The sequence below is a fragment of the Solidesulfovibrio sp. DCME genome, assembly GCF_049995385.1.
GTDB lineage: Bacteria > Desulfobacterota > Desulfovibrionia > Desulfovibrionales > Desulfovibrionaceae > Solidesulfovibrio.
This window is the reverse complement of sequence record NZ_CP188261.1, coordinates 3512345-3526197: the sequence shown is the minus strand read 5'-3', so window position 1 is coordinate 3526197 and position 13853 is coordinate 3512345. Positions and strand designations below refer to the sequence as shown.

General features: G+C 68.3%; 10 protein-coding genes. 2 read left to right on the top strand and 8 right to left on the bottom strand.

The genetic code is table 11. The features are described 5' to 3' along the window. The 3 genes from ACP59X_RS15590 to ACP59X_RS15580 all read right to left on the bottom strand — a co-directional run bounded on the left by ACP59X_RS15590 (position 1) and on the right by ACP59X_RS15580 (position 4278). Positions 1–1080: a tetratricopeptide repeat protein gene (locus tag ACP59X_RS15590; RefSeq protein WP_428560030.1), complete on the bottom strand. Its 1080-nt coding sequence runs from the start codon at positions 1078–1080 to the stop codon at positions 1–3. Between the two features lie 736 nt (positions 1081–1816). Next, the gene (locus ACP59X_RS15585; RefSeq protein WP_428560028.1) at positions 1817–3709 is read right to left on the bottom strand and encodes a DUF2207 domain-containing protein; all 1893 of its coding nucleotides are present in this window, start codon (positions 3707–3709) and stop codon (positions 1817–1819) included. Then, positions 3706–4278, bottom strand: coding sequence for a LemA family protein (locus ACP59X_RS15580; protein ID WP_428560026.1), 573 nt, complete (start codon positions 4276–4278; stop codon positions 3706–3708). Before ACP59X_RS15580 ends, ACP59X_RS15585 begins: the two co-directional genes overlap by 4 nt. Before the next feature lie 127 nt (positions 4279–4405). Between ACP59X_RS15580 and ACP59X_RS15575 the strand changes: the two genes are divergently transcribed. After that, positions 4406–5584, top strand: coding sequence for a sensor histidine kinase (locus ACP59X_RS15575; RefSeq protein WP_428560023.1), 1179 nt, complete (start codon positions 4406–4408; stop codon positions 5582–5584). Positions 5585–5700: 116 nt separating this feature from the next. After that, complete coding sequence (locus ACP59X_RS15570) at positions 5701–7656, top strand: molybdopterin-containing oxidoreductase family protein (protein ID WP_428560020.1); 1956 nt, start codon at positions 5701–5703, stop codon at positions 7654–7656. On the opposite strand, the gene ACP59X_RS15565 is transcribed toward ACP59X_RS15570, so the two are convergent. The 5 genes from ACP59X_RS15565 to ACP59X_RS15545 form a co-directional block, all read right to left on the bottom strand. Continuing rightward, on the bottom strand, positions 7620–8654 hold the full coding sequence (locus tag ACP59X_RS15565) for a glycosyltransferase family 2 protein (protein WP_428560017.1): 1035 nt from the start codon (positions 8652–8654) through the stop codon (positions 7620–7622). The genes ACP59X_RS15570 and ACP59X_RS15565 overlap by 37 nt on opposite strands. Positions 8655–8664: 10 nt before the next feature. Further along, positions 8665–10131, bottom strand: coding sequence for a radical SAM protein (locus ACP59X_RS15560; RefSeq protein WP_428560014.1), 1467 nt, complete (start codon positions 10129–10131; stop codon positions 8665–8667). A gap of 5 nt (positions 10132–10136) precedes the next feature. Beyond that, positions 10137–11318, bottom strand: a complete 1182-nt coding sequence (locus ACP59X_RS15555) for a glycosyltransferase family 2 protein (protein ID WP_428560011.1) — start codon at positions 11316–11318, stop codon at positions 10137–10139. Between the two features lie 87 nt (positions 11319–11405). Further along, positions 11406–13088, bottom strand: a complete 1683-nt coding sequence (locus ACP59X_RS15550) for a hypothetical protein (RefSeq protein ID WP_428560008.1) — start codon at positions 13086–13088, stop codon at positions 11406–11408. Positions 13089–13100: 12 nt separating this feature from the next. Further along, positions 13101–13793, bottom strand: coding sequence for a class I SAM-dependent methyltransferase (locus ACP59X_RS15545; RefSeq protein ID WP_428560005.1), 693 nt, complete (start codon positions 13791–13793; stop codon positions 13101–13103). Positions 13794–13853: the final 60 nt, after the last annotated feature.

The window sequence follows — 13853 nt, the reverse complement described above, 5'->3', positions numbered from 1 at the left end:
TCACTGGTCCCGGGTCAGGCGCCCGTGGTCGTCTTCGGCCGGGCCGGGGTCCTTGGCTATGGTCAACTGATCATATTGTTTGGCCTTGAGGCGGTCCAACAGTTGCCGGGCTTCGTCGAAGTTCACGCGAAGGGCCACGGCCTGTTCCAGATGGTGGGTGGCTGTGGCGTAGTCCTTGGCGAAGATGCTGGCCTTGGCGATGTTGTAGTGCAGGTTCTCGTCGTCGGGCGTCAGGTGCAGGGCCTGGGTGTAGGCGTGCAGGGCGCCGACGTAGTCGCCCTTCTTGCGCAGGTCGATGCCCATGGTGTTGTAGGGGTTGACGGCTTCGGGGTTGGCCGAGATGATTTCGACAAAAAGTTCCTTGAGTTCGTCCAGCCGGTCCTGCATGGCCAAAATCGCGGCCGACTTGTCCAGATAGGCCCGGTAGTTGCCGTCGTCGCCCTTGCCCTTGTAGGCGTGGGCCATGCCGGCATAGGCCTCGGCGTACATGGTGTTGAGGGCCACGGCCTTGTTGAAGGCCAGGATCGCCTTGCCGAATTTCTTGCGGTGCAGGTAGTCCATGCCCTTGTTGAAATAGGTCACGGCCTCGTTTTCCTCTTCCACGATCTCGGAGAATTCCTCGATGGCTTCGTCGAAGAGGCCTTGGGCGACCAGTTCGCTGCCCAGGGCCAGTTGCTGCGTTTCGATGTCGTCGGCGCTTAGGGTCTCGCAGGCCAGGTGGAGGTGGCGCTCCAGGGTCTCCAGGGAGTAGGGCCGGATGACGTACCCGTTGCAGCCGGCGGCGATGGCGCCGAGCACGCTTTTGAGGTTGCTGTCCTGGGTGACCATGACCGCGGGTACGACCACGGTGCGCGAGGCCTTGCGGATGGCGCGCAGGCAGGCGCAGCCGTCCATGTCCTTGATGGAGGCGTCGATGAGCAGCAGCGTGGCGTCCTGGTGGCGCACCGGCTCCAGGGCATCGGCGACGTCGTCGAAAACCCGCACGTTGTGAAATTTGAGCTTGATGCAGCACTGCTTGTCACGGGCGGCATGATGGGCGTTGTTGGTCAGGATGGCGACGGAGTGTTCCCGGCAGTCCATGATGTCTCGCAGTGGCCGAAGGGCTGAAGTTCCCGAAATTGGAAGCAGTCCGACGCGATATGATGCAAGAACCGGGCTTGGCCCAGGCAAGTACGGCGGCCCTGGTCGCTTTTGGGCGTCGCCCGGCCTGCCGCCCGCGCCGCCGCCCGGATGCGCGGTCACCTCTCGCCGCAACGGTGCGACAGGCGGGCTGCGGCACAAGGAGCGTCGGCGGCCTCTCCCGAAGAGTCCTAGCATGAGGCGCGGGTGAAACCAAGGCCCTTTCGGGCGGCCAGCCTTCGGCCCCGCGTTCGGCATTTTGACGGCATGGCGGCAATGTGCCTGCTTTACGCCGTCGTTATGGCGCGCGCCGGATGGACGGGAAGCGCGACGCGGCAGCGTGACGGCCTGTGGCACCGGTTGGCGGGCGCGGCATGTGTTGTGCATTCTTCCAGGCGTCGGGGTCCCCAACAGGGGGGACCGGCAGGATCGGCGCAAACCGTACTGCACGCGACGACGGGGATCGCCGCGACCTGAAGGGGATCTCGACGGCCGCGCCCAGGGCAGGGCGCAGGGCGGCAACGCCGGCGCCGGAGGGCGGTCTTTCGGGAGGGGCTTTGGGCCCCTCCCTTGTCGTGTCGGCCGTCTGCCAGCCGTTGCAGTTGCCGCTGTCCCCCCGCCGTCCGAAGAACTGCCGCTGCCGCGACCTTCCCCACCGCCGCCCGGCCGCGTGGGCCGACGAGGAAACGGCCTGGGCTTACCAGCCGCCGCCGCCACCACCGCCCCCGCCGCCGCCCGAAGAACCACCGCCGCCGCTGCCGGAGGCACTTCCCGGTGCCGTGGCCGCGCTGGAAATGGTGGCGGAAAACCCCTCGCCCAGGCCCCCGGCGAAATCGCCATAGTCGCCGGAAGCCCAGCCCGGCCCCGTATACCAGGACGGCGTGTAGCCCGCGGCCGCGGCCAGGGCCAGCATGCCGGCGAACTGGGCCGCCCAGGCCACCTCCACGTCCAGGGCCAGGGCGTAGGGCAGGTATTTCTCGAACAGCTCCGGCGTTCGGTCCGGCGGGTTGAGCAGGTTGAGCCGTTCGCGCTCGCCCACGGACAGGTAGAGCCGGAAGCCTTCCAGGGCGTCCATCACCCGGCGCCCTTCCGGGGTGGGGGCCTTGAGCAGCCGGCGGAAGGCCGCGTTGAGCAGGGCGATGAGGGCCAGGGCCACGGCGGCCGGCAGGGAAACCGCGATGGTCAGGAAGGTCGCGCCCACCACTTCGCCGATCCAGAACGGCACGGCAAACAGCAGCAGGCCCAGGGCGGTGGCGATGGAGCGCAGGCCGGGCCGCCGCCGGGCCTTGGTGAGGGCCGCGCCGGCCCGCAGGGTCAGGGCGGCCACGGCGAAGGTCCAGCCGGACAGCCAAAAAACGAAGACCATGGCCGTGTTGCGGTCCTCGGCCACCCAGGCGGTCAGGGCCATGACCCCCAGCGACAGGGCCGCGCCCAGGGCGAAGGCCAGGGTGTTGGCCTCGAAGAGCGTGCCTTCGTAGCGGTCGACCAGGGCCTTTGTGAGGGCCTTGCGGGCGGCGGCCACAGCGGCGTGGTTGGCCTGTTCCAGGCGGATCACCCCGGCCGGGCCGAGCAGGGCGTCGCAGACCGCGCGCTGCCACGAGCCGACCTCGAAAACCCGCTTGCCGCGCGAGACGATGGTGACCTCGGCCGATTCGTCGATGGCCACCCCGCCGCCGACCGCCATCTCCACCAGGCCGGCGGCCAGGGCCTTGTCGTCAAAGCCCATGCGCCGCACGAACCGCGCCGCCGGGGCGTCCAGGCCCTGGGGCGGGGCGAACAGCGGCACCACGGGTCCGGCCCGGGGGTCGCGCCCCAACCGCCACCAGGCCAGACCGAAGTAGACGGCCACGGCGACCAGGCCGCCCAAAGCCGTGACCGTGGCCGGCGCGGCGAGCAGGCGCCGGGCAGGCGAGGGGGGCGTGACATACCCCGGGGGGAAGGCCACGGCCACGGTCAGGCCCTGGCCGGGCGGCAGGGGGGCGGTGGTGGCGAAAAAGACCACGTCGCCGGCGTTTCGCACGGTGAAATCCGTGCCCTTGGCCCCGGTCGGGCCGGTGTAGGCGGCGGTGTTGCCGGCCGCCGCCCCGGGGGGCAGGTGCACGGCCGCCGTGGCCAGGTCGATGGGCAGCCGCCAGCCGTTGCCCGTGACGTTCCAGTACAGTTCGTCGTAGCCCGGAAACCGCCCGATCTGGCCGTCGGTGGCGTAGGTCAGCTCGTAGGTGTGGCGTCCCGGGGGCAGGCTGGCGTCTTTTCGGCCCATGTAGACGTTTTTTCCGTTGGACACGCGCTTGATGTGGTAGTCTTCCTCCCGGCCGTCGCGGCGCACGGACAGGACGCGAAAGCCCACGTCCACGGCGCGGCCGTCGGGGCCCTTGTAGCGGGTGGGGAATTCGCGCACGATGCCGTGGCGGATGGAGGCGCCCGTGGCCTGGACGGTCAGGGTCTCGGTGACGGTGAGCCCGGCGTCGGCGCCGATGACGATGCGGCTGCCAAACGACAGGATGCGTTCCGTCTCGGCCGCCAGGGCCGGGGACAGCCCGGCCAGGAGCGCGGCCAGGCCGCACAGCAGCAGGCGCGCGCCCCGGGTCACGAGCCGGCCCCACTGCCGAAGTCGACCTTGGGCACGGCCCGGTCGGCCGGGTCGTCGATAACGAAGGAGGGCCTGGGCGCGAAGCCGAAGCCCGAGGCCACGATATTGGACGGAAAGGACTGGACGCGGTTGTTGAAATCGCGCACCGCGCCGTTGTAGTAGCGCCGCGACAGCTGCAACTCGTTTTCGATGGCCGCAAGTTCCTGTTGCAGGGACAGGAAATTTTCGCTGGCCCGCAGGCCGGGATAGTTTTCGGCCACGGCGAAAAGCTTCCCAAGGGCCGTGGTGAGTTCCCCTTCCAGCCGTAGCCGGTCGGGGGTGTCGGCGGCGGTGGCGATTTGGGCCCGCAGTCCGGTCACCGATTCCAGGACGCCGCGTTCGTGGCCCATGTAGCCGGTAACGGCCGCGACGAGGTTGGGGATCAGGTCGCAGCGGCGTTTGAGTTGCACGTCCATGCCGCTTTGGGCCTCGACCACGAGGTTGCGTCCCCGCACCAGGCCGTTGTAGATGGCGATGCACCAGGCGCCGGCAAGGACGCACAGGCCGAAGACGACGAGCAGGACGGTCATGGGTTTCTCCTTGGAAAAGTGCTGGCCGGTGGAGCGGCACCATGTCGTATAGAACATGGGGGCGCGGCGAAGCAATGCCTGTCTCGATTTGTTGCAGAAATGATGCCGGGCGGCGCGGAGGGTGGGCATGGACGTGATCGGTGTATGGCTTGACGACGCGGCTGCGGCGCGCTTGGCCCGGGGGTTGGCCGCCTTGGGCTTCGACCCCCGGCCTGTCGCCGGCGCAGCGGCGTTGACGCCCCGGCTCGATGGCCTGGTGATCGGGGCCGGTGTGCTTGCGGCCCATGGCCCGGCCGTGCGGGCCTTTCGCGAGGCCAGGGGGGAGTTTGGCGCGCCGGTTGTGGCCGTCCTCGACCGGGATGCCGATGAGGCCGACGTGGCCCGGGCGCTGGAACTGGCCGACGAGACGGCCCGGGAGCCGGTGGGCGCGCGGGAACTGGCGGCGCGGCTGCGGCTGCTTGGCCGGCTGGGCCGGGCCGTGGCGGCCGGGGCCGCCGGAGGCGCCCCGAAAACGGCCGCCACGCCGTGGCCCATGCCCGTCCTGGCCCGGCTGGTCGCCGGCATGGCCCGGGAGATCGGTTCGCCGGTCCAGTACGTGGGGGGCAACCTGGAATTTCTGGCCAACACCTTCGCCCGGCTCGTCGAGGCCCTGGATGGCCTTGGCGCCGTGGCCCTTCGGGCCGACGGGGACGAGGCCGCCCTGGCCCAGGCCCTGGCCGGGCTGCTCGACGACGAGGAACTGCGCTTTTTCCTGGAGGAAACGCCGGCGGCCATCCGGGAATCGCGCGAGGGCCTGGACCGGGTGACGGCCATCGTCCACTGCGTCGGCCGGCTGGTCCAGGACGACGGCCAGGCCCCCCGGGGCGTGGATGTGGCCGGGGTCGTGCGCGACATGCTGGTGGTCTCCCGCAGCCTGTGGAAGTACGCGGCCGATGTGGAAACGGACCTCGAACCCGGCCTGCCGCCGGTGCTGTGCGCGCCGGGGAAGCTGTGCCAGGCGGTTTTGGCCTTGCTGCTCGGGGCGGCCGATGCCATCGCGGCCCGCCAGGGCGGCCGTGGCGGCAAGGGGCGCATCGACGTGGCCGCCTTGCGCCGGGGCGAAACCGTGGAAGTGGTGGTGCGCGACGGGGACGCGGCGGGAGGGGCTGGTGACACGCCCCTCCCGCCGCGCGAAGGCCTCGCCCTGGTGCGCTCGCTCCTGGCCGGCCAGGGCGCCGATCTGGAGGTGCTGTCCGGCCGGGAGGGGCAGGCCACGGTGATCCTGCGCCTGCCGCTGGCCCCGGGGCCGGTGGCCATCGGGGCCTAAGGCCCCGGCCTGGCCAGGGTCCGGCGTGACCGTGAGCGGTTGCCTCGGGAGGCTTTGCCCGTTATCTTCCGATTTTGGCGCGTTATCGTTTCGGTCACGCGTCCTTTGGAGGATGCATGTCGCCTGCCGTTTCGCCCGTTCCCGTCACCTGCACCCGGGATTGCCCCAGCGCCTGCGGCCTGCTCGCCCACGTGGAGGGTGGCAGGGTGGTGCGCCTGTCCGGCAACCCCGACCATCCCGTCAATTGCGGCACGGCCTGCCGCAAGGTGCCGGCCTTTTTGCGCCGGTTTTACAGCCCCAAGCGCGTGCTGACACCGCTTCGCCGCCGAAGCGGCGCCTGGGTGCCCATCGGCTGGGACGCGGCCCTGGACGAGCTGGCCGATCGGCTCAAGGGCGCCGTGGCCCGCCATGGCCCGGAATCGATTCTCTCTTACATGGGTTTTGGCGAGCGCACGGCGCTGAAAATCGTCAACGCCCGGTTTTTCGCCCTGCTCGGCGGCGTAACGACCCTGACGGGCACCCTGTGCGGCGGCACGGGCTATGCCGCCCAGGGCCAGGATTTCGGCCCCCGCGTCTCCCACGACCCCCTGGACCTGGAAAACGCGTCCACCATCGTGCTGTGGGGCCGCAATCCCGCGGCCACCCAGCCGGGGCTCCTGCCCCAACTGCGCCGGGCCAAAAAGCGCGGCACGCGCCTGATCCTCGTCGATCCCCGCCAAAGCGAATCCGCTGCCCTGGCCGACCTCCACCTGCGGCCCAAGCCCGGCCGCGACGCCTTCCTGGCCCTGGCCGTGGCCAAGCACATCCTGGAGGCCGGCTGGGAGGACCGGGAATTTCTGGCCAGCCACTGCGACAACCTGGACGGCTACCTGGATCTGCTTGGCCGCCATGGCCTGGAGGAGCTGGCCCGGTCCTGCGACGTGGATATCCCCGCCATCCGCGAACTGGCGCGCGCCTACGTGGCCGGCAAGCCCACGGCCACGCTGCTTGGCTGGGGCCTGCACCGGTACACCCTGGGCCACGAGCTCGTGCGGTCCGTGGACGCCCTGGGCGCGGTGTCGGGCAACATCGGCCTGCCCGGCGGCGGCGTGTCCCAGGGCTTCGAGGAGTGGGGGCCCTACGACCCCGAGCTGTGGGGCGAGGGGCTGCATCCGCCGCGGCGCAAGTTCCTCATGCCGCGCATCGGCCGGGAGATCCTCGAAGCCCGGGACCCGGCCATCGAGGTGGCCGTCATCACCGCCGCCAACCCGGTCTGCATGGCCCCGGACAGCGACCGGGTGGCCCGGGCCCTGGACAGCATCCCCTTTGTCGTGGACATGAACCTGTTTCTCGACGACACCTCCGACCACGCCGACCTGTTCTTGCCCTGCGCCGCCTTTTTCGAGCAGCGCGACCTGGTGGCCAGCTTCGGCCACAACCACGTCGGCCCCCTGAACCGGGCCGCGCCGCCGCCCGGGCAGTGCCGCTCCCAGTTCGACATCTTCATGGACCTGGCCGGCCGCTTTCCCTTTGCCAAGGACTTCGTCAAGACGGAGGAACAGTGGCTTAAGCTGCTCATCCGGCCGCTGCTGGAAAAAGGCGTGGCCTTCGACGACCTCTGGGGGGGGCCGGTGCGCATCCCGGACGCGCCCATGGTGCCCTGGCGCGACAAACGTTTCGATACGCCCACCGGCAACTTCCAGCTCCTGACCGAAGTCACGGCCTGCCCGGACTGCCGATTGGCCATTCGCTACCCCTACCATTTCCTGACCCCGGGCGCGGCGGCCCACCTGTGTTCCGAGCGCCTGCCCGGCGACCACGGCGGCCCGGTGGAGGTGGCCATGGCCACGGAAGAGGCCCTGCGCCTGGGCATCGCCGACGGCGGGCCGGCCCGGCTGGTGAGCGAACTGGGAAGCCTGGCCGTCACGGTGCGCCACGATCCGGGCCTGCGCCGGGACGTGGTGACCTGCCCGCGCGGCGGCTGGCTCAAGGCCGGCCAGGGGGTCAACCGCCTGATCCCGGACCTGGTCAGCGCCCTGGGCCAGGGCACGCCCTATTACGAAGCCCTGGTGGACGTGGAAAAGGCGTCCTGATCCGGGATGGCCGCCCGGGCCAGGGGCGGCAGCACGGGCCGTCGGTCGGCCCGGACCAGTCCCCATCGGCGCGTTGCCAGGCGGGCCAGGAAGACCGGCGGATAGACGAGGCCGGTGGTGAGGATGCAAAAAAGGCCCCGGCCGAGGGCCAGGCCGTGGCGTAAGCGCAGGGCCAAGGCCATGCCGAGCACGGCCGCCGTCAAGGCCGCGAGCGTCGGCCGGGGAAAAAGCACCAGCACGATCAGCCCGGCCAGCCAGGCGAAGGGCACGCCGTGCAGCAGGCGGAAAAAGCCGTGGATGGCCAGGCAGTCCGCCTGGCTGCGGGCGTAGCTGGCCAGCATGCGCAGCCAGGCCCGGGCGTTGGGCGGCCGGCGATGGGCGATACGGGCCGTGGGCGTGAACCAGACCGAAAACCCCGCATCGGTCAGCCGCTTGTCCAGATCCACGTCCTCGCCCGGGAAAAGCCCCGGCCGGAACCCGCCGGCGTGCAGGAAAATCTCCCGCTTGTAGGCGCTGTTGCACGAGGCATTGTGCCCGACCCGGGTCACGGCGGCATGGGGTTTGACGTAGTCGGCCACGAACCCGATGGCGCGCAGGAACACTCCGAGATCCCGGGCGAAGTTCGCATCGTCGGGGTGTCCCGCCTGGGGGCCGCCAAGGCCGGCCAGGCGCGGGTCGTCGATGGTCTCGAAGGCCGCGAGCAGCGCCCTGGCCCAGTCCGGGGCCGGTACGGCGTCGGCGTCGATGAAGGCGACGATGGCCCCCCGGCTTGCCTGCACGCCCAGGTTGCGAGCCTGGGCCGGCCCACTTCGGGGAAGGCGCAGACAACGAACGCCGCGTCGCGCGGCCAGAGCAGCCGTTTCGTCCGTGGAGGCGTCGTCGGCCACGACGATTTCCAGCGTCCCGGCCGCTACGTCCTGTCGCAGAAGGGCGTCGAGGCAGGCGCCGATGCAGCCGGCCTCGTTGCGGGCCGCCACCACGACACTGAGACGCGGCATGTTTTCCATGTCAGCAGCGTTTTCCCTGAGAGGACAGCAGGTAGCGCATGAAATTGTAAAAACCCCGCAGCTTGCGGTAGAGGTCACGCTTGGAGCGCGTTTCGAGCAGGAAGCGCAGCATGTAGGACGGCCGGAAGTAGAACTGCCGCAAGCCCTTGTCCACGGCAGCCACCACCGCCTCCCGGCCGAGGTTCGGATAGGCCACCACCGCGCTTTGTTCGCCGTCGGCCAGCCAGTCGTCCCAGCTTTTGGCCGTCAGCAGGCCCTGAGCCTTGATGGTCTCGAAGTAACGCGTGCCGGGAAAGGGCACGGCCGCCGAGAACTGGGCGGTGGTCAGCGGTACGCGCAGGGAGAAATCCAGGGTTTCCTGCATGGTTTGGGCCGTCTCGCCGGGCAGGCCCAAGACGAAACAGCCGTGCACGGCCAGGCCCGCCTCCCGGCAGGACCGCACGAAGCGCTCCATCTGGCCCACGGTGGTCTTTTTGCCCATGGCGTCGAGCATGGCCTGGGAGCCGGATTCGAAACCGACCAGCACCAGGCGGCAGCCGGCGCGCTTGAGGTGCCGCAGCAGGGCCGGATCATCCACGTCGGCCCGGGAGTTGATGGAAAAGGGGACGCCCAGGCCGCTTTGCTCGATGGCCGTGCACAGGGCGTGGGCCCGGTCGGCGTTGACGGTGAAGGTGTCGTCCTCGAAAAAGAACTCCCCTTGTCGGATGGCCGGCCAGCGCGAGACCACCCATTCCATTTCGGCCACGATGCTTTGCGGCGAGCGGGTGCGGTAGCGCCGGCCGTGCATGACCTGCGGCCACAGGCAAAAGCTGCACCCGTACGGGCAGCCCCGGCCGCCGATGACCGTGACGTAGGGTTGCAGCTTGGAGCCGTCGAAATAGCGCATCAGGTCGAGCTGATCCCAGGCCGGGAAGGGCAGGCCGTCCAGGTCGCCGATGAGGGGCCTGGCCGCCGTACGCACGGGCCGTCCGTCCACCGTGAAGGCCACTCCGGCCACCTCGGACAGATCGTCGTTTTCGGTGTGCCAGCGCACGGCCACATCGCGCACGGTGTAGTCGTATTCGCCAATGGCCACGGCATCCACGGCCCCGGCGGCGGCCATGAGGCTCTCCTCGGGCAGGGCCGAGACATGGGGGCCGACCATCAGGACCTTCGTGTCCGGGCTTTGGGCCTTGATGCGGCGGGCGCAGTCCAGGTCGGAATGAAACGACGGGGTGGTGGAGTCGAGCACGGCCATGAAGGGACGCGTCTCCTTGGCCAGGGCTTCGAGTTGCGGCTTGTCCCAGCCCTTGGCCGGGAAGTCGAACAGCCTGGCATCGAAGCCGTCGCGCACAAGGACCGCCGTGGCGTAGGCCAGCCAGTCAGGGGCGCGCAGCACCCGTCCGCGCGTGCGGGCGGCCCAGCGCTGGGTGCGGCAGAAATCGGGCACGAAGGGTTCGTTGACGACGAGGATGGTGTTGTTGGTCATGGGGGTTAGGGGCGTTTTGGCGGTGATATGGCGGATTCGCTGAAAAAGACGAACAGGAAACCCGAGAAAAAGGTCAGGATGCCCATGGTCACGAGCATGGCCCCCAGGGCCATGACCCGCACCATGCTCAGGCCCTGGGCCAGGGTGGACACCCAGATGACCACCACGTAGCCGAGGATGGCCAGCCCGACCAGGCACAGCCCGCCGCCGATGAGGCACATGTTCTCCACGGTGACGAACCGGGTCAGGCGTCGCACCCAGGGCGGTTGGGGCACGAAGGTCTGGTTGGCATGGTAGGCCAGGGCGGCCACGCCCAGGATGCCCAAGTAATAGCCGATGGTGATGGCGCTCGTGCCGATCACCAGCCAGTGATCGCCCATCCAGAACGGGCCGAAGCGGAATTCCTGGCCCGAGGGCACGGAAAGCAGCGCCGTCAAAATGGCGCAACCGGAAAGGACGCTCAGGGCGGCGGGCACGAAAAAAAGCCACAGCGGGCTGTACAGCAGCAGGAATTTGAGCGTCCGCCAACCGTCGCGCCAGGGGTTTAAATGGGGCGGGCGGCCGCGCGCGTCCTTGCGCAGGCTGATGGGGATTTCCGTGACGCGCAGCCCCAGCAACCCGGCCTTGACCACCATTTCGGTGGCGAATTCCATGCCGGCGGAAGTCTGGTGCATGCGGTCGTAGGCTTGCCTGGTGAAGGCGCGCAGGCCGCAATAGACATCGCTGCAACGGGTGCGGAAAAAGAGGTTGAGCAGGGCCGTCAAGGTCGGGTTTCCGATGTAGCGGTTCTTCCAGGGCATGGCCCCGGGATGGATCACGCCCCGGAAGCGCGAGCCCATGCACAGGTCGTAGCCCTGGGCCAGTTTGTCGATCATGGGGGCGGCCTCGCGAAAATCATAGGAACCGTCGGCGTCGCCCATGACGATGTACTGGCCGTTTGCCGCCTCGATGCCGTAGCGCAGGGCGTTGCCGTAGCCCTTGTCCGGGCAGTGGACCACCCGGCAGCCGAGGCCGGCCGCGATGAGCGGGCTGCCGTCGGTACTGCCGTTGTCGCTGACCAGTATCTCCCCGGAAAACCCCTTGGCCTCCAGGCGGGTCAAGGCTTCCCGGGCCATGGCCAGGGCCACGGGCAAAGCCTTGGCCTCGTCGAGGCAGGGGAGCACGAAGGTCACGTCAAGGGTCGGCATGGCACGGTCCCTAGGCTAAAAGTCGGATCACGATGACAACTCCCTAACAGCTTTTTTTCAGCCTGTCGCCTGGTTGGGGCGACGGGATCAAGGGGGGCCGGGGGGGGGTGGCTGGCCGGAGGGTGGCGCCGAGCCGGGGCAGGGGCCGAAATCGACGTTGGCCGCGCCGACCGTGGCGCACCAGAGGTGCCGGTCCTTGAAGTAGGCCACGAGGGCGGCGTTTTTTTCCGGCCCCAAGTCCCTGGCCCAGACGATCCGGGCATGGTCGATGTCGGCCCGGTTGTAGACCCATTCGGCGTGAACGTTGCTGTCCGGCCGGTAGGTGACGATGACCAAGTGGTCGCCGGGCAGGGCTTCGAGCCTGGCTTCGACCTGTTGCCGCACCGCCGCCTGGAGCTGATTGCCGCTTGGCTGGCGGCGGGGATAGTCGCGCACGCCCAGGACCGTGACCGCGGCCAGGACGCAGGGCAGCAGGCGCACCAGGGACAGGCCCACGGGCCGGCCAAAAAGTTTGACCGCCCGCAGCCAGCGGAAAATGCGCAGCCAAAGGACCGAGAACAGGCCCAAGGCCGGGGCGAAATAGTGTGGCAAGCTCCACATATAAAAAAGCGAAGCCGCAAGGACGGCCAAGGTCGCCAGAGCGGGCGCACGGGTAGGGCGGCTGGCGAAAAAGGCCAGCGGCGCGAGAAAGGCTGGTAAGAAAAAAATAGGATACAACAACGAGGACAGCATATCGAAGCGGTGGGGGAGGCTTGCAAGTCTGCCCCGGAGTGTGGCTGCCTGGGCGGCGGCGGGATAGCCCCACTCCGTATGATAGCGGCGCATTTCCCTGGGCATGTCGGCCGGAAAAGGGACGCTTTCCGGTTTGCCCGTAGCATAGGCAGCGTCGTATTGCTTGGTATAGGCCACATAGGGAAAGGTGAATGCTTCTCCCGTGACATTGTAGTTAAAGTACAGCAACCCGCCACAGCCAAGGGCCAAGGGTAAGGCCATGGCGGGCAGGGCCGTCCGCACCAGTGCGGGGAAACTCCCGCGGCCGCGCTGCCAGGCCGCCAGCATCAGCCAAATGAGGAGGACACAAGAAAGCACGGACCCTTCGAACGGCCTTGTCGCGGCCAGGATGACCCCGCCGACGCCGAACAACAGCCCCGATTTCCGGTCCGGGGTGTTCAGGAGCCTCCCGACAGCGCCTACGGCCAGGCAACCGCCAATGGCCGTTACCGCGCCGCCCCAATAGGATGAGGCCCAGTAGTGGATTGTCGCAAACTGCAAGGCCGCAATCATGCCCCCCAGAAAAGCGTAGCCCGGGGAAAGAAATCCGCGCAGGCACCAGACAAGGGCCGCGCACATGGCCGCCACGGACAGGAGCACACCCCACCAGGGATGGCCGAGAAGCTTCTGCCCCAGAGCCAGGAATGTCGCCTGCCCCGGAAAGAACTTGGAAGCGTATGTTGGATGTTGGAGGACGTGGAAGCTTTGGAAATGCTCCCACAGGGGGTGGGGCGGCATGGCCAGGTGGCCCGAGGCGAAGGTGTCGGCCTGGAGCAGGTAGCTGTATTCGTCATGGATGACCGGAAAACCCGGCGGGACGAGGGGGAGGACGGCGACCCGCAGCGTCAGGGCGAACAGGAAGGTGATGACGATGGCGAACAGGTCGTTGCGGGCGAGCCTGCCAAGGAACCATTCGACATGGCGAAAGAAGCGTCCCCCGAGCATCGGCCTCGTCAGGCCCGGTATGGCTGCGGCGGTGTGCAGCAGGAGAAGGAACATCGCCCCGCGCTCCTAGGAGGCCCTATTTCGGGTGTGGCCGGCATTTGATGCCGAAAGGGCGACGGCCGGGTCACGGGTCGCGATGTAACATTTGTAGAACGACCAGTTGCTGTGACGCCTTGGCCGGAAACCCTGGTTTTCCAGGACGCGGATGAATCTGTCCCAGGCCTGGCAAAAGGCGCGCTGTTCGTCTTTCTCAGCCAGCGCATTCCGGTACATTGGCGGAAAAAGGCGCAAGAACGTGTAGTAAAAAAAATGGCCGATGGGCGTGGCCATGTTGGGTTCGTAGATGTAAAGGCTGCCGCCCGGGGCGCACAAGCGCGCCAGATTGCGGGCGGCCTCATCCAGGTCGGTCACGGGCAAATGATGTAGCACGCCTTGCACGAAGACATACGGATAGCGGCGGCCGACATCGAGGCCCGGGCTGCAAAGGGAGTTCCGATAGAAGACGACCCGGTTCGCCGCCTCGGGATACAAGGCGTTGTCGATATCCAGTCCAGAGAGGTCGCTATAACCGCGGCGGGCCATGTCGAGGAGAAATCGCCCCCGGCCGCAGCCAACATCGATAAGGCCAGCTGTTTTATCGGCCGGCAAGGGGAGAATAAACCGGTATTTGATGTTCTGGAACAGGCGGACGCAGGGATTGCGGTCCACCGTCCGATAGAGTTCCTGGAGATGTTTATCGTCAATATTGTGGATGGCCATGCCGGCAGTGCTCCGCGAAAAAGAGTTGCAAACGGGCGACACTCCAGCACGGTCCCAGCG

Coding starts and splice junctions, on each gene's coding strand:
- ACP59X_RS15555 (WP_428560011.1), bottom strand. CDS start 11,318: ATGCCGACCCTTGACGTGACCTTCGTGCTCCCCTGCCTCGACGAGGCC.
- ACP59X_RS15550 (WP_428560008.1), bottom strand. CDS start 13,088: ATGTTCCTTCTCCTGCTGCACACCGCCGCAGCCATACCGGGCCTGACG.
- ACP59X_RS15565 (WP_428560017.1), bottom strand. CDS start 8,654: ATGCCGCGTCTCAGTGTCGTGGTGGCGGCCCGCAACGAGGCCGGCTGC.
- ACP59X_RS15580 (WP_428560026.1), bottom strand. CDS start 4,278: ATGACCGTCCTGCTCGTCGTCTTCGGCCTGTGCGTCCTTGCCGGCGCC.
- ACP59X_RS15545 (WP_428560005.1), bottom strand. CDS start 13,793: ATGGCCATCCACAATATTGACGATAAACATCTCCAGGAACTCTATCGG.
- ACP59X_RS15570 (WP_428560020.1), top strand. CDS start 5,701: ATGTCGCCTGCCGTTTCGCCCGTTCCCGTCACCTGCACCCGGGATTGC.
- ACP59X_RS15575 (WP_428560023.1), top strand. CDS start 4,406: ATGGACGTGATCGGTGTATGGCTTGACGACGCGGCTGCGGCGCGCTTG.
- ACP59X_RS15590 (WP_428560030.1), bottom strand. CDS start 1,080: ATGGACTGCCGGGAACACTCCGTCGCCATCCTGACCAACAACGCCCAT.
- ACP59X_RS15560 (WP_428560014.1), bottom strand. CDS start 10,131: ATGACCAACAACACCATCCTCGTCGTCAACGAACCCTTCGTGCCCGAT.